18 protein-coding genes are annotated in these 23,115 nt (G+C 53.4%); 3 read left to right on the top strand and 15 right to left on the bottom strand.

The window, feature by feature from the left end:
* Positions 1 to 77: 77 nt before the first annotated feature.
* Entirely contained in the window at positions 78 to 1,847 is a 1,770-nt protein-coding gene (locus SK3146_RS01630) for a glycoside hydrolase family 2 protein (RefSeq protein WP_249863418.1), read from the bottom strand.
* Positions 1,848 to 1,995: 148 nt separating this feature from the next.
* Between SK3146_RS01630 and SK3146_RS01635 the strand changes: the two genes are divergently transcribed.
* The gene (locus SK3146_RS01635) at positions 1,996 to 2,901 is read left to right on the top strand and encodes an ArsR/SmtB family transcription factor (RefSeq protein ID WP_249863419.1); all 906 of its coding nucleotides are present in this window, start codon (positions 1,996 to 1,998) and stop codon (positions 2,899 to 2,901) included.
* A gap of 53 nt (positions 2,902 to 2,954) precedes the next feature.
* Here SK3146_RS01635 and SK3146_RS01640 read toward each other — a convergent pair whose 3' ends face one another.
* The 9 genes from SK3146_RS01640 to SK3146_RS01680 all read right to left on the bottom strand — a co-directional run bounded on the left by SK3146_RS01640 (position 2,955) and on the right by SK3146_RS01680 (position 16,387).
* Complete coding sequence (locus SK3146_RS01640; protein WP_249863420.1) at positions 2,955 to 4,895, bottom strand: alpha-L-arabinofuranosidase C-terminal domain-containing protein; 1,941 nt, start codon at positions 4,893 to 4,895, stop codon at positions 2,955 to 2,957.
* A 78-nt stretch (positions 4,896 to 4,973) separates the two neighbouring features.
* Positions 4,974 to 6,494 carry a sulfatase family protein gene (locus tag SK3146_RS01645; protein ID WP_249863421.1) on the bottom strand — a complete coding sequence of 507 codons (1,521 nt, stop codon included), beginning with the start codon at positions 6,492 to 6,494 and terminating at the stop codon, positions 4,974 to 4,976.
* A gap of 32 nt (positions 6,495 to 6,526) precedes the next feature.
* Complete coding sequence (locus SK3146_RS01650) at positions 6,527 to 7,426, bottom strand: carbohydrate ABC transporter permease (RefSeq protein ID WP_249863422.1); 900 nt, start codon at positions 7,424 to 7,426, stop codon at positions 6,527 to 6,529.
* A 10-nt stretch (positions 7,427 to 7,436) separates the two neighbouring features.
* Entirely contained in the window at positions 7,437 to 8,390 is a 954-nt protein-coding gene (locus tag SK3146_RS01655) for an ABC transporter permease (protein WP_249866146.1), read from the bottom strand.
* Positions 8,391 to 8,504: 114 nt separating this feature from the next.
* The gene (locus SK3146_RS01660) at positions 8,505 to 10,100 is read right to left on the bottom strand and encodes an extracellular solute-binding protein (protein WP_249863423.1); all 1,596 of its coding nucleotides are present in this window, start codon (positions 10,098 to 10,100) and stop codon (positions 8,505 to 8,507) included.
* A gap of 123 nt (positions 10,101 to 10,223) precedes the next feature.
* Positions 10,224 to 11,846 (bottom strand): response regulator transcription factor, encoded by a 1,623-nt coding sequence (locus SK3146_RS01665; RefSeq protein WP_249863424.1) that lies wholly within the window; start codon positions 11,844 to 11,846, stop codon positions 10,224 to 10,226.
* Positions 11,839 to 13,638 carry a sensor histidine kinase gene (locus SK3146_RS01670; RefSeq protein WP_249863425.1) on the bottom strand — a complete coding sequence of 600 codons (1,800 nt, stop codon included), beginning with the start codon at positions 13,636 to 13,638 and terminating at the stop codon, positions 11,839 to 11,841. Before SK3146_RS01670 ends, SK3146_RS01665 begins: the two co-directional genes overlap by 8 nt.
* 194 nt (positions 13,639 to 13,832) lie before the next feature.
* Positions 13,833 to 15,320: an IS1182 family transposase gene (locus SK3146_RS01675; protein WP_249861671.1), complete on the bottom strand. Its 1,488-nt coding sequence runs from the start codon at positions 15,318 to 15,320 to the stop codon at positions 13,833 to 13,835.
* Between the two features lie 212 nt (positions 15,321 to 15,532).
* Positions 15,533 to 16,387 carry an AraC family transcriptional regulator gene (locus SK3146_RS01680; RefSeq protein ID WP_249866147.1) on the bottom strand — a complete coding sequence of 285 codons (855 nt, stop codon included), beginning with the start codon at positions 16,385 to 16,387 and terminating at the stop codon, positions 15,533 to 15,535.
* 112 nt (positions 16,388 to 16,499) lie between these two features.
* Here SK3146_RS01680 and SK3146_RS01685 point away from each other — a divergent pair, with 112 nt between their 5' ends.
* On the top strand, positions 16,500 to 18,035 hold the full coding sequence (locus SK3146_RS01685) for a sulfatase family protein (RefSeq protein WP_249863426.1): 1,536 nt from the start codon (positions 16,500 to 16,502) through the stop codon (positions 18,033 to 18,035).
* A gap of 247 nt (positions 18,036 to 18,282) precedes the next feature.
* Here SK3146_RS01685 and SK3146_RS01690 read toward each other — a convergent pair whose 3' ends face one another.
* Positions 18,283 to 19,488: a multidrug efflux MFS transporter gene (locus tag SK3146_RS01690; RefSeq protein ID WP_249863427.1), complete on the bottom strand. Its 1,206-nt coding sequence runs from the start codon at positions 19,486 to 19,488 to the stop codon at positions 18,283 to 18,285.
* Positions 19,489 to 19,569: 81 nt separating this feature from the next.
* Positions 19,570 to 20,130, bottom strand: coding sequence for a cysteine hydrolase family protein (locus SK3146_RS01695; protein WP_249863428.1), 561 nt, complete (start codon positions 20,128 to 20,130; stop codon positions 19,570 to 19,572).
* Between the two features lie 107 nt (positions 20,131 to 20,237).
* Here SK3146_RS01695 and SK3146_RS01700 point away from each other — a divergent pair, with 107 nt between their 5' ends.
* Complete coding sequence (locus SK3146_RS01700) at positions 20,238 to 20,846, top strand: TetR/AcrR family transcriptional regulator (protein WP_249863429.1); 609 nt, start codon at positions 20,238 to 20,240, stop codon at positions 20,844 to 20,846.
* A gap of 278 nt (positions 20,847 to 21,124) precedes the next feature.
* Here SK3146_RS01700 and SK3146_RS01705 read toward each other — a convergent pair whose 3' ends face one another.
* The 3 genes from SK3146_RS01705 to SK3146_RS01715 form a co-directional block, all read right to left on the bottom strand.
* Positions 21,125 to 21,739, bottom strand: a complete 615-nt coding sequence (locus SK3146_RS01705) for a DUF2812 domain-containing protein (protein WP_249863430.1) — start codon at positions 21,737 to 21,739, stop codon at positions 21,125 to 21,127.
* Positions 21,740 to 21,755: 16 nt separating this feature from the next.
* Positions 21,756 to 22,067, bottom strand: coding sequence for a PadR family transcriptional regulator (locus tag SK3146_RS01710; protein ID WP_249863431.1), 312 nt, complete (start codon positions 22,065 to 22,067; stop codon positions 21,756 to 21,758).
* 207 nt (positions 22,068 to 22,274) lie between these two features.
* Entirely contained in the window at positions 22,275 to 23,114 is an 840-nt protein-coding gene (locus tag SK3146_RS01715) for an amidohydrolase family protein (RefSeq protein ID WP_249863432.1), read from the bottom strand.
* Between the last annotated feature and the right edge of the window lies 1 nt (position 23,115).

Below are 23,115 nucleotides of genomic sequence, written 5' to 3' on the forward strand. Positions count from 1 at the left end.
ACGCAGCCGTACTCCTCAGAGTACAGCTGCGTTCGGAATGATCGTCCCGGCAAACGGCGGGCGCCGTCCGGCACGGATTAGTATTTGACTTCGCCGCCGAAAATCTTTTTGATCTCTTCAAGCGGCGCCTTAGGCACGCGGTCGTATGTCAGCAAGCCGTTAATTTCCTGCTCGACATCGGTCAGCTGCGTGTAGCAAATGCCCTGAACGTAAGGAGATTGCAGCAGTGGTTCCACGACGTCGGCAAGCTTCTTCAAGAAATCTTCCTCGTTCTCCGCCCCGGAATATCCCCAGCCTTCCCAGTCGCTTTTCTTAAAGGCAATGCCGCCGAATTCCGTGACCAGAATCGGCTGTCCTTCATAAGCTGTGCCACCGACGAGCACCTCACGGCGATGCGGCTTCGTTCCCAATGTTTTCTCCAGGGTCGAATACCGCTCCTCCAGGTCGTCCCGTCTCCACTCGTAGTCGTGAATCGTAACGAGATCGGAACGCATCTGCTCCCATCCGTCATTGGAGATGACCGGCCGGGTGTCGTCCAGCGATTTGGTCAAGTGGTACATGGCGAGCGCATGCTGCTGCTGCCGCTTGTCGATCAGAATGTTCGGCACGCCCCAGCTTTCGTTAATCGGAACCCACACGACAAGCGAAGGATGATTATAGTCACGATCTACCGCTTCCAGCCATTCCGCCGTCACTTTGCTTACGTATTCCTCGGAATATTGATAGGCGTTGGCCATCTCTCCCCATACCAGATAGCCCAGCTTGTCGGCCCAGTAGAGGAAACGGGGATCTTCGATTTTTTGGTGCTTACGGGCGCCGTTGAAGCCCATCTGCTTCGCCAAGACGATATCCTGCTTCAACGCCTCGTCGCTCGGAGCGGTCAGAATGCCGTCGGGGAAATAGCCTTGATCAAGGACAAGACGCATAAAATAAACCCGGTTGTTCAGCATCACCTTGCCCGCCTCAACCGCTATTTTGCGCATGCCGAAATAGCTGTCCAGGCTGTCGGCCTGCCGGCCGTCAACGAGCAGCGTCACCGTCACATCGTACAGGTTAGGCTTGTGCGGCGACCACCAGCGGCCCAGTCCGTGATCGTTGAAATCATGCAGCCCGATCGTTCTCGACTCTTCCTTATGATGAATGCTGAATGTCGTACTGCAGAAATATTCGTCTTTAAAGCGGATGTCGATGCGCGCCTCAACCTTGGCTCCCGCAGCGGGCGCTTCGTTCAGCAGCGTGCGGATTTGAATCTCGTTCTTATCGATATCGGGCTTAAACTTCAGCTTGTGAATATGCAGCTTGTTCACCGGTTCGATCCATACCGTCTGCCAAATGCCCGTCGTCCGGGTATAAAAGATCGAAGCCGAGTCTTCTTTCCAGAACTGCTTTCCGCGCGGAAGCGTCACATCGCGGCTGAAATCCTCGGCGCGAACGACCAAAACATTGTCTCCCGGCTTCAGAGCGGAGGTAATGTCCGCTTGGAACGGCGTATGTCCGCCTTGATGGAAGGCGACTTGCCGCCCGTTCACCCATACGGTCGCCTCATAATCTACCGCTCCGAAGTGAAGCAGTATCGTTTGGCCGGACCAGTCGGCCGGGATGGCGAAGCTGCGCCGGTACCATACCAGATCGTGAAAGCCCGTTTCCCCGATCCCGCTAAGTGCGCTTTGGTACGCGAACGGAACCTGAATCGCTTGGGTAAAAGCTCTCGTTCCCGATCCCCATTGCTCTGCATCCCCGATACGGTCATCGTCGAATTCAAATTCCCAGGTGCCGTTCAAATTAAGCCACTGTTCTCTTACGAGCTGCGGGCGGGGATATTCCGGACGTGCTATCGATTGTGTCATGTCAGAAGTCAGCCTCTTTTCATTAATCATATAGTTAACTTGATGACTTTCTAATTAAATGATAAACAGACTCGCTCATTATGTCAATCATTAAGTTGATTATTTAACCAATAGGTTATATAATCAAAGCAAGTTAGGGGTGTTGGTTATGAAACTGGATGTAACGACGAATAACATGAAGGTGCTGGAATGCTTTTCTTCCGAAACCCGGGTTCGGATCATTGAATTGCTGAACGGGAAACCTTACAACATTGGAGAGCTGGCAGAGGCGCTGGGCTTGTCGTCGGCGATTATTACCAAGCATATTCAAAAACTGGAGGAGGCGGGCATCGTATCCACCGAGAATACGGTCGGCAAGCGCGGGACGCAGAAGCTCTGCTCCTTGCACGTCGATCAGCTGGTGCTGGTGCTGCGAACCGCTGCAGCGGACAAACCCGCCGATCATGGCGGGTTCACGGTTGAGCTGCCGGTCGGCCAATATATCCGGTATGAGGTTCATCCCACCTGCGGGTTGGCGTCCTTCGACAAGCGCATCGGCATGATGGACGATCCCCGCTATTTCGACGACCCGGAGCATACGCAGGCGGAGCATCTCTGGTTTGGCAGCGGGTTTGTCGAATACCGGATTCCCAACTATCTGGTCGGTCAAGCCGAAGCTTCAAGCATCGCGATTTCGCTCGAAATCTGCTCCGAGGCTCCGCATTATAACGAGAACTGGCCGTCGGACATTACATTTTCGATTAACGATACGGCTGTCGCTACATGGACTTGTCCGGGCGATTTCGGCAGCAAACGCGGCCTGTATACGCCCCCGTGGTGGAACGACACCCAATACGGGCTTCACAAGACCGTATCCGTTACCAAGGAAGGCACGCATGTCGACGGAGTGCGGTTTTCCGACGTGCAGATCGGACAGCTGAATGTAAAAGCGGGACAAGAGCTCCGGTTTCGGATCGCTTGTCCCGCATCAGCCGCGAACTGCGGAGGTGTCAGTCTATTCGGCAAACGATTCGGCAACTATCCGCAGGATATTCGCGTGACCGTCACCGTCTAGGTGAAAAAGTCCGCTACGGTTCCGTCGAGCCGCCGGCAAGCCGTCAGCCCGCATCATCGTCTGAATTCGAACGCATAGACGGAATGAGCCCCCAGCTTGAAGATCAGCCGTCCTTGCTGCGCGGACACGGATTGTTCCCGGGCGACGATGCGTTCGGGCTCGAATACCGAGTTAATCGCTTCATAGTCATCCCCGCTTATTTCCCATACCGTTACATTCGAATCCGCCGGGAAGGAATCGATGCTGATTTCCGTTTCGGCGGCTTTAAGCCCCCGGTTTACCGCAAACAAAGTCAGCGTATCGCCGGCCTCGCTCACGCAGGCTACGACGTCCAGCACCGGCAAATCGCGGAGGCTCTCGCCATGGCGGTTATCGGCGCCGTCGGCGCTGTAAGTTTCGCATTCGGTTTCGCTGTGTACGACATGGTCGATGCTCCGGTTCGCGTAGAGCTTCATCAGATGATACGTCGGCGTACCGTACACCGTCTGGCTCCTTCCGCTCCAGCCCGGGAGCTTGCCGCGGTATTGATCGGCGTAGTGATCGCCCACGCGGATGCAGCCGCCGAGCCAGCCGTTGACCAAATCCGAATAGCTGCCGATTTCAATTAAATCCGATTGGCGGATAAATTCGTTCAAGTTGGCGGCGTTAGCTACCGCAGCTTCCAGCGTATGCTCCATCGGGAGCCCTTGGCGAATCGTGTTCGGATAATACATCGTCGTATATTCCGTGACGGCCAGCTTCACATGGCGGTGCTTGTCATGACGGTCGATAAGCTCTCTTGTCGTATCGATGATCCGGCGCGTAATCTCGGGATAGGAGACGATCGCCTTGTACCGCTCCTCCTTCGGCGTATCGGGCCGGATGCCGACCGTGCCGAAGCCGTGATAAATATGCAGCGTCAAATAATCCATATATTCGCCCGCAATGTCCAGCACAATCCGGTTCCATTCCGGATCGACATGACCGCAGGCCAGGAGAACGGCGTCCGGGTCGGCCTCCTTCATCGCTTTGGCAAAGCGGATATACCGATAGGCGAACTCCTCCGCAGTGCAATGCCCGACCTGCCAAGGACCGTAAATTTCATTGCCCACTTCCCAATATTTGACCCCGTACGGCTCCGGATTCCCGTACTGTGCCCGCAGCGCGCCGTACGGCGTCTCCGCGCTCCCGTTGCAGTATTCCATCCATTGCACCGCTTCTTCCGGCGTGCCGGAGCCGGCATTGACGCAAATCAGCGGCTCGTTGTTCACATCGCGGCAAAACCGGATGAATTCGTCCGTGCCGAAATATTTGTTCGTCCAGCCGCCCCACGCTTCATTGATCATATTCGGCCGCTCCAGCTCCGGCCCGATGGCATGCTCAAAATGATAAGCGCTAATATAGTTGCCCGCAATGCGCATCATGCCGGCGTTCAGTCCGCGCGTCATATCGACGACTTCCTTCTTGACGATGCCCGCGCTGTCCGCAGGCAGCATCGAGACATGATCGAGCCAGAGGATTCCGGTCGCCGTGGAATCCCTCCACTCCGCGTCCTCCGAAGAGATCAACAGCCGGAATTGCGCGCCCTCCAGCGTACGCGAAGGCGTGAGAGAGAACGAATATTCCCGCCAGTTGTGGCTCGTTAATTCGACTTGAACCGAGCACAGGCTGTCCCCGCCGTGCGGGTCGGTTATTTCGCAAACCAGCCGTCTAATCTCGATCGCCGCCCGCGCCACGATCCGCACCTTATATTCCATGCCTCCGCGAACGGAGACCGATTGGCCAATGCCGGCTTCGCACCGGTCATTGCTGTAGATGCGGATTTTTTGGCTGTGCCCGGAATGCTTCGGCGCCGCAGGCTCCAGGGCGAACTCCGTATTTTTTCCGTTGTTGATCGGATGCCATCCTGCGGATACTCCGTTCACCGCTTCCTCTTCAAAGTCCATATCCTTCAATGCGAAAGCAAGCATCGCGTCCATATGGTCGCGGATATCTTCTACGAAATGGCCGAACAAATACGGATTAACGGTTTATGCTGCCGCTTGGCGGCGTCGATTCTGATTTTCGTCTTGCTGTCCACAGATCGATTCCTCCTATATTTCATCGCGTTTGCCGTAAATAGGTTTATACGCATAGGCGGCCGGATAAGGCAGCGGGTCTTCGCTGCGCATCATCCATACGGCCAATTCCCTGAGCAGCTCCAGCTCCGCCTCCCGGGCTTGCGGCTGTCCGAACAAATTGTGCAGCTCCAACGGATCATCGGCAAGACGATACAGCTCGCCCTGCCCTTGCATACTCATGTTCAGCTTCCATTCTCCTTTGCGGACCGTCCGCATAAAGCCGCTTTGCGTAACCGAGTTCAATTCGTCGAACCGAACCGTCCGTTCCCCATCGTCTTCGGATACGCTGCCGAAATTGCGGATGTCCAGCCCGTCGTCCTCCGTCAGCTCCTGCCCGCCGTAGCCGTGCTCCGCATATACGCTAGAAAATTCAGGATGCGGATCGGCGCGTCCCGTTAGAAGAGGCCACAGGCTTCTTCCCTGCACGCCCGCAGGAATGGGGGCGCCGGCCGCTTCGCATAAGGTAGGCAGCAGATCGACGATGGACACATGGGCCGGATGCGGCCGGGCGTCCGCCACAATCCCGGGGCCGGTAAACAGCAGCGGAATGCGCAATAAAATATCCGGCAGCCCCGGCCCTTTCTTGATCAGGCCGTATTCGCCCGTAAAATCGCCGTGATCGGACAAGAACACGATCACGGTGTTCTCCAGCGTTCCCGCAGCCTCCAGCGAGCCGATCAGCCGCCGGATCTGGTCGTCAATCAGCCGCAGCATGCCGAAATAGTTGGAGCGAACGCGGGGAATTTCCCGCTCGTAATCCGGGTTGAAATATTCCCCCTGCCTCCGGCACCAACGCCACTTGTAGCCTTTGCGGTCTCCGTCTTCCGCCGATGCCCTTAAGGGCGGCAAATCTTCCGGAGGAAACATCGAGTAATAAGGCTCCGGCGCTTGATAAGGATTATGAGGCTCGGGGAAGCTAAGCCAGAGGAAGAACGGCTGCTCCTCCGCCGATTGCCGCTCAGCCGGCTGCAGCCATTCCAGGGCGGACGTAACCGCCCGTGCCGGATTTTGGCATTCGGGCGGATAAGGCGCCGCTTCCAGGCTGCACTGGGAGCGGCGCCTCAACCAATCGACGAACGCCTTCTCCTGTTCCGTCCGGAAAGGCCCCGAATCGCCGAAATGATTCAAGGATACATAATGGTCGACGGAGGGGCTGTCCGCGCGGAGATACGTGTGATTTTTGCCGATCAGCGCCGTACGATAGCCTTGCCCCTTCATCACATCGAACAAATCTTGCGTATAGCTGACATGCCGGCTGCCCCCGTTGTCCCTGACCTTGTGCGCGCCGGGGTACCGTCCCGTCAGCATGCTGCACCTGGCGGCCACGCAGACGGGCGCGGCCGTATAAGCCTTGTCAAACCACGTTCCCCTGCGCGCCAAGCCGTCCAGGAAGGGCGTCGTATCAAGCGGAAATCCGTATCTGGCGGATACGTCGGCCCGCTGCTGATCCGTCATGATGACGATGATATTCGGTTTGTTTGTCCCTGTGCTCATTTTGTTCTATTCCTCCTAATGCCTCGCCGGTATTATCCTTTCAGCGAGCCGATCATCACGCCTTTGACGAAATGACGCTGCACGAACGGATACATGATCAGAACGGGAAGGCTCGCTACGATAATGAGCGCATATTTAATGCTTTCGGCCAAAAGCAGCTTCTCGTCCATCCCGAACGTCGAGCCGGATTGGTCGAGAATATTGCTCTGACTGACGATCAATATTTCTCTAAGCACCAGCTGCAGCGGATATAAATTGGAGTTGCGCAAATAAATCAACGCGTTGAAATACGAGTTCCAATGACCGACGGCGTAATACAATACCATTACGGCGATAATCGGCTTGGACAACGGCAATATAATATGCGTGAGCAAGCGGAAGTTGGAGCAGCCGTCGATGAGCGAAGCCTCCTGAATTTCCCAAGGGATGCTGTTTTGAAAATAGGTCCGCATCACGATCAGGTTATACGTGGCGATCGCATTCGGGATGATCAGCGCCCAGAACGTATTGACGAGCGCCAACCCTTTCACGATCAAATAAGTCGGAATCAAGCCGCCGTTGAAAAACATCGTAAACGTAATCAGAAACATGAACAGATTGCGGCCCGGCAAATCTTTGCGGGATAACGGATAGGCGGCAAGCGTCGTCAAGATAAGGTTAACGCACGTGCCTACCGTCGTATAGAGCAGCGTATTGCGATAGCCGGACCAGACGGCTGCATAATCGAAAATCTCTTTGTAAGCGCCCAAGGTAAAGCCCTTCGGCAGCAGCCACATCTCGCCGCTCATGACTTTGGTCGGATCGCTGAAGGAAGCGCTTAGTACAAACAGCAGCGGATACAGCACCGTCACGAGAATGGCGGCCGATACGGTATAAATGCCAGCATCGAACCAATGGCCGTCGGCAATGCGGCGTACGGCTTTATTATTCATGCTCTCCCTCCTACCATAAGCTCGTTTCCGCCTTCTTGCGGGCAAAACGGTTGATCAGAATAAGCAAGGCGAAATTGATGACGGAATTAAACAACCCGATCGCCGCCGTATAACTGAAATCGCCTTTTTGAATCCCGTTGGTATAAATAAACGTTTGGATGACGTCGCTGGCATCCTTGTTTAAATTGTTCTGCATCAACAAAATTTTCTCAAAGCCGATATTCATGAAGTGGCCGACATCGAGAATGAGCAAAATGATAATAATGGGCAAAATACCCGGCAGCGAAACATGCCATATTCGGCGTAACCGGCTGGCTCCGTCCATCTTGGCGGCTTCATACAGCTGCGGATTGATGCCGCTTAAGGCGGCGATATAGATGATCGACTGCCATCCCATATTTTGCCATATATTAGAGCTGATGAACACCGATTTAAACCATTCGCCGCTGTCCAAAAAAGCGATCTTTTCCGCGCCCGTCGCATGAAGCAGCACATTGATAAAGCCCGTTTGGGAACCCAAAAACAGCTGCAGCATGCCGACGATAACGACGACCGAAATAAAATGCGGAATGTACGTTACGTTCTGCACCCACTTCTTAAATCCTTGGCTGCGGATTTCATGGATGAGCAGCGCCAGCAGAATCGGAACGGGAAAAGAAAACAGCAGAGAATACAAGCTGATTGAAATCGTGTTCCACAGCAATCTTCCGAAATAATAGGAGGAGAAAAAGCGCTCGAAATGCTCCAAGCCGACCCATTTGCTCCCCATAATCCCTTTGGCGGGCTGAAAATCTTTAAAAGCGATCTGTACCCCGTACATCGGTCCGTATTGAAAAATCAAATACCACGCGAGCGGGATCAGCAGCATGAGGTATAAATCGTATCTGACGAGGATTCGCCTGAGCAGCCGGCGCCGGGCCAGCGAGCTTCCGCCGATCTGAGCTGCCGGTACGGCTTGGGCCATACCGGGAGACGGCGGTTTCCGTTCGGTTTGCATGTTTGTCACCCCTGTCATAAGGCTTCCCGGTTACGGCGGGCACAGAACCTTCCTGTACCCGCTGCGCTGCGGACTTATCGCTTACTTCTTTTTGTAATTCGTGTCGTACGCTTTTTGATAAATGGACTCGAGACGGGCCAAATCCATTTTTTCCAGCGTTTTCACATATTCATCCCATTTGTCGAATCCGACCGCGCCGGTAATCATTTTGCTCGTCGTTTCGGCTACGTAAGTATCGATATCCTGGCGGAGCGTATCGACTTCCTTGGCGGTTTTCTCGTCAAAGAGCGGAGCGCCGAACACTTGCTTAGGCATATACGGGTCCAGCTTCGTCTGCGCTTCTTGAACTTCCGCAGGATTGATAGCCGTAGCGTTTTTCTCGCTGATCAAATGAGGCGCGCCTCCGCCGGGCCATGGCGAGAATTGGCCGATCGTCGTTCCCGTGCCGCGCTTATCGTTCCAGATTTCGTCGGTATACTCCGGCAGGCCGTCTTTTTTCAAATTATAGGTTTGCCCCTCGATGCCGTAGCGGAAGAAAATGGAGCCTTCGTCGCCGTAAAAATAATCGATCCAGCGCATGGTCGCTTCAGGATGTTTATTGACCGAAGTAATGGCGAAGGTGCCGAAGTCTCTTGCTACGGGGTTCGCGTTCACCTTCTGATCTCCGTGAGGCCCCGCGAGCGGCGCAATCCCCATAAAATCGTCTTTTTTCTTGGTAAACGGGTCGCTCGCCTGATTATGGAAGAACCCTATATTGCCAGACGCCATTTTCCCGACAAACTGGGTCTCGGTCTGGGTGAACACTTCCTGGTCAAGCAGCTTCTCCTGATACAGCATGTGCAGAAATTGCAGATATTCTTTGAACCGGGGGTCGGTCACCCATATGTGAACCTTGTCGTCCTTCACTTCGAGCTGGTATCCCATCTGGCTTTCCAGACCCCATGACCCGGACATGGTGGCGATCAGCGCATCCCAGTTACGTTCGCTCATCGGCAGATCGTCCTGCTTCCCGTTCCCGTTCGGATCGTTATCGCGAAACGCCTTAAGCACTTGAACCAGATCGTCCGTCGTCTTTGGCTCCTTCAAATTGAGCTTCTCCAGCCACGCTTTATTGAGCCACGGCTTGTTCGTTCTTCCCGAGGTCAGCGTCACAATGCCCGGCAGCGCGTAAATATGCCCGTCCGGAGCCGTGATCGCCGGTTTGATTTCCGGGTACTGCTTAAACAGCGTCTGGAGATTCGGCGCATATTTATCAATCAAGCCTTCAAGCGGAGCAAGCATGCCGCTGCTGCCGTATTTCACCGCTTCGAGCGGCGTAATCCCCGCTTTATACAAAGCATCGGGAAGCTCGTTGGATGCAAACAGCAAATTTTTCTTCTCTGCAAATCCATCCTGGGGAACGTCCTCCCATTCAATCTTCATATTCGTCTTCTTCTCGTATTCCTGAAATACAAGCATGTTGGCATAGGGGCCGTTAGGCGGCGATTTTCTGGCGAAAAACTTGAGCGTGAGCGGCTGCTCCACGATGGGAAAGCCGGACGAGGCGACGTTCGAATCGGTTTTGGCGGCGGGTGAATTGCCGTCCGCTTTCTCTTCGCCGGACGTGCAAGCGACAGTCGCCGTCGACATCAAAGCGGCAATCGACATTAACGATACAGTTCTTTTTAATCTCTGCAATGAGGCGTCCCCCTTAACGGTATAGTAATTGTGAACGCTTTAATCTTATCAAAGAAAGCGATTACATAAGACTGCAATAATGCGTAAAAAAACTACAAAAATCGTAACTGGAAAAGAGGACTATCAGGAAGACGGGCCATCCGGCTCCTCCCTGCTTTTGGCGTATTGATGCGGCGTCATGCCGACCGAATCCTTAAACACCTTGAAGAAATAATTATAGCCGGAGAAGCCGACGCGCTCGTAGATCTGATTCACTTTATACCGTCCGCTGCGAATAAGCCGCTTGGCGTTATCGATCCGGATTTGATTCAAATAATCGGTGAAATAGACGCCGGTTTCCTGCTTGAACAGCCGGCCCAGATAAGAGGCGGTGATTCCCGCGCGCTCCGCAGCCAAGTCCAGAGAAAGGTTCTCGGCATAACGGCTGTTGACATATTGCATCGCCGAATAAACATACGGAGAATAGGAAGCTTGCTCCGGTTCGGGGCTTAATTTCCCGATTAATTGCCGGAACAGCTGCTTCACCCGATCTTTGGCGCTGCCGACCGTCTCCGGCGAAGCCGGATCGTATCTCAAGGGGAGATCGTCGTCAACATAATCCTGATCTTTACTGCCGGCTTTACGCCATATTTTATCCGCAAGCTGGACCAGCTCATTGACGGCGTTGGACACGGACGGCGAATCGTACGGCAGGCTTCCCAACGCTTCGAACAGATCGTCGAGCAGCATGTCCGTCTTGAACCGGTCGAATTGTTCGACGGCTTGAAGCAAGCTTTTTTCTTGATGAAGCGTCAGCGTGAACACCTCGGCTTGTTCGATATAAGAATCGGCGGCAGGCCATTCGCGGGCCAAATCCCGCAAAGCGGATGAATAACTAAGCGGAATTTGCGAGAACTTGTGGCATATCGGACCCGACGCGAAGGACACCTGAAGATTCAGGTACATCTCAAGCGAACTGGCGATTCTTTGCAGACAAGCATGGAGCCGCTGGTGAATGTCATTTTCGCTGCGTCCCTGCGGAAAGGCGGTCATCACCGCGAACTTCCCGTATTCCAGCTCTACGGCGATGCCGTTGTCCGTCTGGGCGATTCCTTGCTGAACCATATCCAGAATCGACCGCATTCTCTTATTGCGTTCCGATACCGTCTGGCCCTGTGCAGGGCCGCGCTGCTCGGAGGTTTGGATGACGGTGACGACCAGATTGCGCGCTCCGATCGGCGAAAGATGACGGAAGTAATCTTCAATCTTCGGGAACTGTTCTTCCAGGCCAAGCAGCAGTTCTTTAAAATAGTTGCGCGCCACATCCTGATTCAAGGCGGACCAATTTTTTTCGATATAGTTTAAATGCTGCGGCTTCTCCTCCGAATCGGTAATCTCCTGTTTGACCTTGCTCAAAATATCGAGCAATCCCGCGGCATCCAGACGATGCTTGAGCAAATAATCGACGGCCCCGTTCTTCATCGTCTCCCGCACATATTCATAGTTGTCGTAGCTGCTCAGAATGATCAATCTGATTCGCCCCGCCTGGTTGGCGCTCATATAGCGGGACAGCTCCACGCCGTCCATCCCCGCCATATTGATATCGGCAATGACGATATGCGGCTGTTCCCGCTCCATTAACTCGATCGCTTCCAGCCCGTTGCCGGCTTCGCCGCAAATGATCATTCCCTGCCCTTCCCAATCAATCAGATGGCGCATATACTGCCGGGCAATCAGTTCATCGTCCACCAACAGCACTTTAAACATGGCTCACATCCCCCCTGTTAACAGGAATTGTAATTTCGACTCTCGTAAAAGCCCCGGGTCTGCTAAAAATTTGCAGCCCGTATTCCGGCCCGTAAACCATCCGTATTCTCTCGTTTACGTTGCAAATCCCCATCCCTCCGGACCGGAACGGCTTCGTCCGTGCCGCATCGGCATCCTCCTCCAAGAGAAGCCTAATCTGCTCTGCCGTCATCCCGCCGCCGTTATCGGCGACCTCCAGCTTCAGCAAGCCGTTCTCTACGTACGCCTTTACGGTAATGATCCCTTTCTCCTTAATAACGCCCACGCCGTGCGTTACGGCGTTTTCCACCAAGGGCTGCAGTATCAGCTTAAGCACGGGAGTATCGAGCAGCTCAGGACTGATTTGATAATGAACGCTGAAACGGTCGATGTATTTATATTTTTGAATATTAATGTAGCTCTGAACGTAATGCAGCTCTTCCCTTAGAGGAATGAACTCCTTCGTGTTGCCCAGAACGCCCCTCAGCAGCTCGATAAGCGAGGACGACACTTCTTCGATGTTGCTCGCATGGTTAAGACTTGCCATGTATTTGATCGTATTGAGTGAATTGTATAAAAAATGAGGACGGATTTGCGCTTGCAGCGCCGTTAACTCGGCTTCTCGCTTTAACCGTTCCCGCTGCTTGATCTCATTCATCGATTCCCGCAGCCGCCTCAGCATGTTTTGAAACACAAGAGATAGCTGGCCCACTTCATCTTCGGCGGTAATATGGGTAGCCGCTATGAAGCTGTCTTCCTGCACACGCTCCATCGTATTTCTCAGACGGCGCAAGTTTTTCGTAATATGCGAGGAAACCGCAGCGGAAACGGCCAGAACGGCCATGTACACGAGAAGCACAAGATTGATGATTTGATTTCTTAATGCCAGCGAATCTTTTAGCAGGGTATGCTCCGGAATGATGCCCACCGTCGTCCAGCCGGTAAAATCCGAGGTAGAGCTGACCACCAGCTGCTTTTCCCCGCCTATGGCCTCCTCCCGCACTTGGCTGGTCCCTACGAACTTGTTCAATTGGGCCGCCATATCCGTGGGACTGTCTGCAGGCTCCATGCTTTTGGCTGCCGCGGACGAATATACGATATCTCCGTTATCGCCGAGGATATATACGAAGCTGTCGTCGGACGGACGAATATCATAATTGCTTTGGATGATCTGATAGTCCAAGTCGATCATAACGACCCCGATGGGCTCGCGGTTGTACCGGATCGTCCGCGCTATCGTGAGCGTCTCCTCCCGTCCGTTATGATACTGCTTAATAAACGTTTTTTGTTCGGGAGCTTGAATGATTTGCTGTACGAGCTCTTCGTTCAGCGTCGTTCGATCCAGGTACGGCACCCCTACCGAAAAAATTTTCCCGTTCGTCCCGACAACGGCAATCCGGCTGATCTGCGATTTATAGGCCGTTAAATAAGAAAGAAAGCTGTTAATCTGCTTCTGTTCCTTAAACCATTCCAGCGAAATTTCGTAATTGTCGCTGCGCAAAACATCAATTACATTTTCCTGATTTGTCACGACAAGGGCCAGCAGATGATTGGCGTCCTTGAGCACGGCATTGACATTTTCATCCGCCCTGCGAATGCTGTCGGTCACATAAACGGTTGCATTTTTCTTGATGTTGTCCGTCAAATGAATATAGATGACAAGTCCGACAAGAAGCAGCGCCACCAGCATTAATAAACCGAAAGCCGCGAACACCTTGGCTTGAATGCTTTTCCTGAACAGGGCGAGAAGATTAAATTTGCGGTTCCAACGCACGCTGCTCCCTCCTTTTCACCTGTATTTTGGAAGCGTTGCCATTCTTCGCCGCTTTGTCCGCTTTTCTCCCTCGTTTAGGAGTCTGTCCGACGGAGTTACTTTTGTAGGTCCCTTCGGAGTAAGACTCGGTTTTCAAATGATTTTTCATCACGATTTGAGTATAATCACTGTGTCTTTCTTTGCCTTTGTGGGAGTTACGCCGCTTTTTTACGTTTTTGGGCAGACCTCTCCCGTTTATACACCGTGGATGGTTTGGGATATTTGGCAGAATGAAGCTTTCTTAAATTATAGCTTAAAGCCAAAAGGACGAACTCACCCTCAACCTTATCTTCGCCACGGAGGTGAAACTGACGAAAGCCCTGACATTCTTTCATTTGCCCCCACGCGGGTTCCACGATGGCTTTACGTAACCGGTAAATGTCTTTACCGGCATCGCTTTGCACTTTGGTTCTCATGGCTTCTCGGATCGGATCGCCTTCATTGCGTTTGACCCTTCGTTTACCGGATCCGGACTTAACGCAGTCCTTTTGAAACGGGCAGGTCAGGCAGGCATCGCTCATATACACCCATTGAGTCGCTTTTTGAGGATCCTTTTCATAGTATGTGTACTTGTGGATCAGCGTTTGTCCCGCTGGGCACACATAGGTATCCGTTTCCGGGATATACGTAAAGTTGGTTTTATCGTACGGATTCCCGTGCGGCTTGTTTTCACGGGTTGCCGCGATGTAGGCGTCGGTCTCGGCCTTCGTCGCCGCCTGAATGTTGTCCGCACTAAAGTACCCTGCGTCCGCACTCACTTTCTCGGGCACCTTTCCCGTTATGTTGCGGATGGAACCGAGCACCGGCTGGAATTGGTGTTGGTCGCTGCTGCTAGGGTTCATCTGCAGTCCGACGATGAATCCCTGATCCGCATCTACGGCAATTTGCGGATTATATCCTTGGATGACGCCTTGGGTTTTCGTATCCATGATTTGGGAATCTGGATCGGTAAAGTTGAATTGATCTTTGTCCGGTGTCTTCGATTCCTCTACCGGTTTGCGAGTTTCCAACTGTCTGAGCGCCTCTCTGATTTTTTCAAGTCGGGATTGGCGATTGGTCACCGATTCCGGCAACAGCGAAAGGGGCTCTTCGTTCTCTTGGTCGTCTATCTGGCCGGCTTGCTCGAGAGCTTCGCGGATTTCCTTTTCCAGACGCTCGATTTCCTGGTTCATCCGATCTCGCGACATCGACTTATGCTTCGATGCATGGGCTTTCAGCTTCGAACCATCGATGCTGACATGACCGAGGGACACGTACCCTAGCTGTATGGCGATGTGTACCACTTGTTTGAAAAGTCCCGGTAATGATTCGAGGTGATCCTTTCGAAAATCGCTGAGCGTACGGAAATCCGGTCGATGGCCGCCACATAGCCAACGAAAAGGAATATTTTCATCCATAGCCTGACGAAGGGTCCGGGAGGTGAACACACCCGTAGCATAGCCATAGAACCATAACTTCAAAAGCATGGCGGGGTGATAGGCTTCTTCTCCGCGATGGGAATACCGATTTGTCATGACCGTGAGATCTAACTGATCCACGATGTCGCTAACAAGCCGCACTAAATGATCTTCAGGGATCCAATCGCTCAAATACATCGGAAACAATTCACCTTGTTCCGTGGAGTAAGATTTAAATTTTGCCATAAACCACACACCCTTTTTTACCAGATAAACAGATTACAGTTAAGTTTCGCGACGAAACTATGCTTTTCCTGTTTCGTCGGACAGACTCTTAGAAGGGTGGTGAAAAAGTCCGCTGCGGCGTCCATTTGATCCTCCAATCGCTGTTGAAATCGGGGAACAAAGGCGAACGCTAAAGCTTTTCCAGATGGCTCTCGCTTGCTCCACCTGCGTTTTTAGAGCCGGGAGCGAAACAAAACCGGGGCTATCTTGCAGTAATTTTTGAACGCTCTCGTGAAAGAAAACAAGTTCGGGTAGCCGAGAGATAAGGCAATCTCCGTAACGGTGGCTTCGGTTTCCCGCAGCAGCCGCTTCGCCTTCTCCATCCGGATTTTTTGCAGATAGCTGTGCGGGGACATTCCTACTTCGCGGGCAAATACGCCGGAGAAATAGGAGCGGTTCAGTCCCGCGAAGGAAGCGACCTGCTGTACGGACACGCCCTCCGTAGCGTGCAGCTCCATAAAATCAATGCATTCCTGAATCCATCCGGCGGGTTCTTCCCCGAAATGCCGCTCCCCGGCATCCGGAGTAATCCCGGCAAACAAGGCGAACAACAAGCTTTGCAGCTCCAGCGACACGGCCGCTCTCCAATCCGATGCATTGCGCATATGCCCAAGAATTTGCTCCATCGTTTGTTCCAGCGGAGCGCAATCGGCTTGGTACGTGTACGGGGTCTCGGGCGTCAGGCCGGCCAGCTCCAGCAAAGCTCTGATCCGGGGCCCGTCCATGGCCACCCAGCATAATCGAAGCGGCGAATTCGTCGCGGAAATGGAGTAATGATAAGTAACGCCGGGAAACAGGCAGAACAGATGATTGGGACCGAGCGTCACCTTATGATTTTGATACTCGAAGACAAGCTCCCCTTCCTGTACAAGATGAAGACTGTAGCATTCGATCCGCTTCGGGCCGACCTTATAGTTGGGCTTGCCCGTACTGCGTCCTCCCCGTATCGGCCAAACCTGGCTCTCCTTGTCCAAATTCCGCGGCGTATAGTAAATAAATTCGGCGTACTCGTAATCGAATTCCTGCATCACACACTCTCCCCTCCCCAAAAATAACAAAATGATAAATAAGATATAACAAGATGCCATATGAATTTCCCTATAGTTCTAATATTATCATAGTAGGAGGCGATTGAATACGATGACTAGACCTAACATATTGCTAATTACAAGCGATCAACAGCATTGGAATACGATAGGCGCGTTCAACAACGAAATCCACACCCCGAATATGGACCGCCTGGTTCGGGAAGGGACGGCTTTCACGCGCGCGTACTGCCCCAATCCCACCTGCACGCCGAGCAGAGCTTCCATTATTACGGGAACGTATCCGAGCCAACACGGCGCATGGACATTAGGCACCAAGCTGCTCGAAGACCGGCATACGGTCGGCGAAGATTTTAAAGCGGCGGGCTACGCTACCGCCTTAATCGGCAAAGCGCATTTTCAGCCGCTCAAATCGACGGAGGAATACCCGTCCGTAGAAGCATATCCCGTGCTGCAGGATTTGGAATATTGGAAAACCTTCAACGAGCCGTTCTACGGCTTCGATCATGTCGAGCTGGCGCGCAATCATACCAATGAAGCCCATGTAGGACAACATTACGCCTTATGGATGGAGGAGCAGGGATGCGCGAATTGGCGGGACTACTTCCGCGCTCCGACCGGTCATATGGACCCTGCGCTCACTTATAAGTGGCCGATTCCGGAAAAATATCATTACAACACCTGGATTGCGGAACGTACGAATGCCAAGCTGAGCGACTACAAGGAGTCGGGGGAACCGTTCTTCATGTGGGCGAGCTTCTTCGATCCGCATCCGGAATATTTGGTGCCGGAGCCTTGGGATACGATGTACGATCCGGATGCGCTCACGATACCCGAAGCCGCTCCGGGAGAACATGATCAGAACCCGCCGCATTTCCGGAAAACGCAGGAGGAGCATCCCGACTTCAGCGATCTGTATGAGACCGGCTTGGAAATTCACGGCTACCGCTCGCATCATTATTACGAGTACGGAACCAAGTTCCGCCTGACGGAGTACGACAAGAAGAAGCTGGTCGCCGTCTATTACGGAATGATCAGCATGATGGACAAATATATCGGCAAAATCCTCGACAAGCTGGATGAGCTCGGGCTCGCGGACAACACGATCGTCGTATTCACGACGGATCACGGGCATTTCTACGGACAGCACGGTCTGCAGGCCAAAGGAGGCTTCCATTATGAAGATTTGATCAAGCTTCCTTTCATCGTCCGCTATCCCGGACATGTACCGGCGGGACAGACGTCGGATGCGATTCAATCTCTGGTCGATTTGGCGCCCACCTTCTTATCCTTCTGCGGCATTCCCGTTCCTCTGGCAATGACGGGCGTGGATCAGCGAAAGGTATGGACCGGAGAAGCGAGCCAGGCGAGAAATCATGCGATCTGCGAATTTCGCCATGAACCTACCACTATTCATCAGAAAACCTATGTGGATGAAAGATATAAGATCACGTTGTACTACAACCAGACTTACGGAGAAATATTCGATCTGCAGGAGGACCCTGGCGAGCTTCGCAACTTATGGAACGAACCGGAGTTCGCCGCGCTCAAGACGGAGCTGCTGCTCAAATACGCGTGGGCGGAGCTGGGTAAAGAACCGATGCCGATGCCGCGCATCCATCACGCCTGAGCAGGACGCCAAAGAGGGTCTGAACCGCCGCCGGTTCGGACTCTCTTTGTACATGCTGGACGCGAACGGGATCTTCCGCCCTTATTCAGCTTGCCGGCCCGTAAAGGATCAGCAACGAAAAAGAGGCTGACCGCTCCAAGCCGATCAACCTCATCGTATCGTATCGCTTAGCCGGGATTCACATTGCGCAAATCCATCATATAGATCCCTCGCTGCCCTTCGTGGATCGAGTCAATTCCGCTTTGTTTCACGAGGCGGTTTCTTTCGGCGAACTCATGATTGTATACACTCGAAAATAAACCCACACGGCGTTAAGCATCAACAAGGCGCTTGTAACCAAAAATACGTATCGTGCGCCGAACCAGCCTGCTACCTGCCCGCCGAGCACGGAGCCGGCAAAAACACCCAAATATCCTGCGGACATGCTGAATCCGAACACTCTGCCCGCCAGCGCGGGCGGTGTGATTTTTTTGATCAAAATATGGACGGACGGCGACAGCCCAGCTACGGTCAAGCCCAGTAAAAAACGCAGGCCCATTAACTGCCACGGGCTTGAAACGAACGCTTGCGGAATAAAAATGATGCCGGCGGCGATCAGGGCGCCTAGCATGACTTTGTGCGCCCCGATCTTATCGGATAGCTTCCCCAACCTGGGAGCCGCGATAATATTGGCTAGGCCCGATGCGGAGAACGTAAGCCCGGCGATGAGCGCCACATGACTAAGATTATCCGATAAATGGGTAATATATACGGTAATAATCGGCTCTATGGAGTACAGAGCCACCGTTAGTATCAGAAACGTAGCAAATAAAGTCATCGTAAGACTCTTCTCGGGAGTTTGCCGCCACAGCTCTTTTAAGGTAAGCACCTTCTGCTCGCGTCGCTCGAACGATTCCGTCACGAAGAGAAGCGTGGTAATAAAAGCAACAAGAAGCAGCGCGCCGGTAATAAAAAATACGTTCTGCATGCCGAAGCTTTCCGAGATCAAGCCGCCGATCGTCGGTCCGAGCAAGGAACCGGCAATGCTGGCGGTGGAAAGCGTCCCGAGCGCCCAGCCGGAATGCTCTTGGTCCGTTTGCGTTGCGATCAGCGTGGTACAAGCTGTACCGTACCCCGTGATGATGCCCTGCAGCAGCCGCAGGCCGATCAGGACATGGACATTCGGCGCAAAGCCCATGCAGCCTACTATGAGCGCCATGCCGAGGCTTGCGCGCAGCAGCATCGGTTTGCGTCCGTATTTATCGGCGGCAAGCCCCCAGACCGGCGAGAAAACAGCCGAGATCATATAAGTGACTCCGAATGCGATCCCGGAATATTGAGCAATCGAAGACGCATCTTCAACGCCGAGCTGCTTAATAAAGAGCGGTAATACCGGGGCAATCTGACTCATGCCTACCCCTGACACAAACAGGCCGAACCAGCAAACAAGCAAGTTTCTTTTCCATAATGGCATAGGATTCAATCCCTTCATACAAAGGCGAGCGCCTGCCAGAAATCTCTGGAGGCGCTTGTTATGCGGCCGGTCGGTTTCTACTTAAGCCAATGTTTCTTTCCAGCCGCTGACGGTGAGCACATCGGCTTGGCGCGGGAATATTTTCTCGATCAAGACGCGGTGAACTTCAGGGTCCGGATCGAGGCAAGCATCCGAGAGCACCGTGATCGTATAATCTTTATCCGCAGCCTCCCGCAGCGTCGACAGCACGACTCCGCTCGTCGCAATCCCGCTAAGAATCAGCGTATCGATCCCTCGCGAGCGCAGAATCACTTCCAGATCGCTGCCGGTGAAAGCACTGACGCGGAGCTTGGTAACTATAGGCTCGCCGGGCAGGGGCCGAACGGACTCGTGGATTTGTACCGCCGCATCCGAAGCGGTCATGCTGCCGTGTGTGGAAATCGCGGAGAAGGCCTTATTTCTCGGACTCGCCTCGGGATAGCCCTCGCGAAAGGCCAGCCGGATATAAATAACGGGAATATCGTTTTGCCGAGCGGCTTCCACGGCTTGCTGAAACGGAACAATATTCTCTTCTCCTATCCGGTTTACAATACCATTTTGCACATCCATGACCAACAGCGCCGCTTTGCTTTGATTTTGCATCGGTTGTCCACTCCTCATGAGTATGATAATATAAACGGAGACTACTCCACTTAATATAAACGGAGAACTCTCCGTTTGTCAAATGGTTATAAATAAGGGGGATTTCCATGACTGAGGATGAAACGGTTTCCGCACGTCCGGAACGGCGGGATGCCGCCGAAAATCGGCGGCGCATTCTACAGGTAGCCATGCGTCTGTTTGAACAGCACGGAGTGGAACCGGTCAGCATGAACCAAATCGCTGCGGAAGCGAAACTGGGTCCGGGAACGCTCTACCGCCGCTATAAGAACAAAAGCGAATTATGCCTCGATTTAATAAAAGAGCATCTGGATTTGTTATTCGAGGATATGGAAGCTTATTTGGAGCGGCACCGCACAGAGCCGCCGGAGCAGCGGCTAAAGGGCTTAATTCGTTTATTTATCGGTTTTCGGGAAAAAAAATCGCAGCTGCTGGCGGGTGTCGAGGATGCGCCGCCGTCGAATCGAAGGCCGCGCTCCAAGAGCCCTATATATGAGGAGCTGCATCAGCTCATCCTCCCTCTTTTCGACGAGATGAACGAAAACGGTCCGGCTCCGGACCCTACGTTCCGAGCCGATATGCTGCTGGGCGCAATGAGCCGGGATTCCTACGTATTTCAGCGGGAGACGCGGGGCTATACGCCGGATGAAATTTGGGAGCAGCTCTGCCTGACCTTCATTCCGCAGCGGGAACGGTAATGTTCCTGTTGGCCGCGCGGCGGTTAATAGAACAAATCCCCCAAAAGCCATCCATGCCGCTACGCGGCACCACAGACAATGGAAATGGGGTACCAAGAGTAATTTCCAGGGTAGTGACGTGATGCTCTGAAGCTTATTCCGTCCGCATCCAGCCTAAGCTGGATCGGCGTCTAACCCTTCCTCTGGGATCGTTCTATGGGTAGACTTTACTTTCGGGGGTGCCCACGGATTTCCACAGGATATGGCTGCGCATCATTTCCTAAACAAACAAAAAGCTCCTATTCGGAGCTTTTCTTGTATTGCCGATTCGCTTTCGAGGCGAAGTACAGATAAATCACGATCATAATCGGAATGATAAGCCAGAATACGCCTCTGAACAGGGCAAATGGCGTTTCGAACAGAAAGGCTCTCCAGAAACCCGCCCCGCTTAGCTCCCACAGTCCCGGAGTGTAGTACAGCGCCTTCAGATCAAGCAGCACCCCCGGGTCGATCGCACCCGTAGAGATCAATACGGCCAGAAGAGGAACGAAGGAACACGCCAATGCCGCCCACATGTCCGACAACCGTTTATAACGCCCGGCTTTGGAATCGCCGTCGGAAAATATATCCTCTCTTCCCTGGCAGCCTATTTTCTTAAAATACTGATGTCCTGTGCTTTTCGTCCCCGCGATATGCTCCCATCCGCTATCCTCGAATAACGCGCAGTAATCCTCAAAGTCCCTTTGCTTTTTAAAGCTGCGATAATCGATTTTAATAACCGCATTCTCCGGCTTCGCGGATTCGAATTCGTAGCCGAACGGCGTCTTGCGCGCGAATCGCCAGCCCTGTCTTGCCATGTCGTTCAGCCAATGCTCTTCTTCGTCGAAGTTCGTAAAAAATTTATATTTTCTCATTCGCGTTCCTCCGTTCTTATTTCAATAAATCCGCCGTCACATCGATCATGTGCTTCATTCGCTCGCGGTCAAGGCGCAGCATTTCCAATCCTTTGTCGGTAATGGCATATACTTTACGGCGGCTGTCCATACTGGCCACAGGCTGAATGAACTTCAGCTTCACCAGATTCTCGACCGCTCCGTACAACGTTCCCGCGGCCATGCGAACCTGGCCTCCGCTCAGTTCCTCTACCTTCTGCATAATCAGATAACCGTGCGCCGGCTCGATTACAGCCAGCAAAATGTAATAAACGGTTTCCGTCAACGGCAAATGCTTATCTCTGTCCATACGTCTCCTCCTAACGGCATCCAGTATATCGCCCAACTATATATCGTCAAACTGTATAGTTATACTATATACAGTCCGACGATATATTGCAACACAAAAAAACGGCAAGCGTGTCCGCTGCCGTTCCCAAAGCTGCCGTTTGGCCGATCTGATATTGTATCTGATCGATTAGATTTGAAAACACAGGAGGCGGAATAACGGAAACGCCTACCGCGCTTCGGAAATCCGGTAAAAACGCCGGGCGCTGTCAAAGCGGACGGCGCTCCGTTCCCGCTCTGTAAGTCCGGCCGGCAAAACCTGCTCGAATAGCATCAGCACGTCGCGATAGCCGCCGTTTTGCGTCGCCACCGGCCAATCGCTGCCGAACATCAGCCGGTCCGGTCCGTACGCTTCCAGCAGATGCGCCGCATAAGGACGCAGCAGCTCCGGCCTGTTTCCGGCGGAGGTCAGCATACCGGAAATTTTCACCATAACATTCGGATACAGCGCAAGCGCGGACATCCGCCGCTCCCACGACAAGCGGCCCTGCTCGTCGCCATACGGCGGGCCGCCCAAATGATTCACCGCCGCATGCAGCTCCGGCGCTTGCCGCATGACCGCCAAGACATGCTCCAGCTGATGTGCGCGTACGAGCAGATCGACTGCGAACCGGTCTTCGGCCCAGCGCCGCAGTCTTCGCACAGCCTCTCCGCCGCAGCGGGCAATGCGTTCCAACTGCTCGCCGCCCAGCCTCACCCCCGAGAAACGACGCCGTTCACGCAGCCGCTCGTATCGGGCAGCGTACGCCGCCTCCGCTGCGAACGGGTCGAGCGATCCGACGACGCCGACAATCCACGGGTGGTCATCGGCCAGCGACAGCAGCTCGTCGGTCTCGGCATCGGTTGGAGCGGCTTGCACGGCGATGCAGCCGCGAACCGCTCCCGCCGTCAGATGGGGCAGCAGCTGCTCCGGAGTGAAGTCCCGATACAGGTTGCTGTTATCCGGTTTAAGCCAGCCGTAATCGCCGCGGGCCGGCCGCCAAAAGTGAACATGACTGTCGAGATACACC

Origin of the sequence: Paenibacillus konkukensis, from assembly GCF_023523925.1 — a bacterium.
Taxonomy (GTDB): domain Bacteria; phylum Bacillota; class Bacilli; order Paenibacillales; family NBRC-103111; genus Paenibacillus_S; species Paenibacillus_S doosanensis.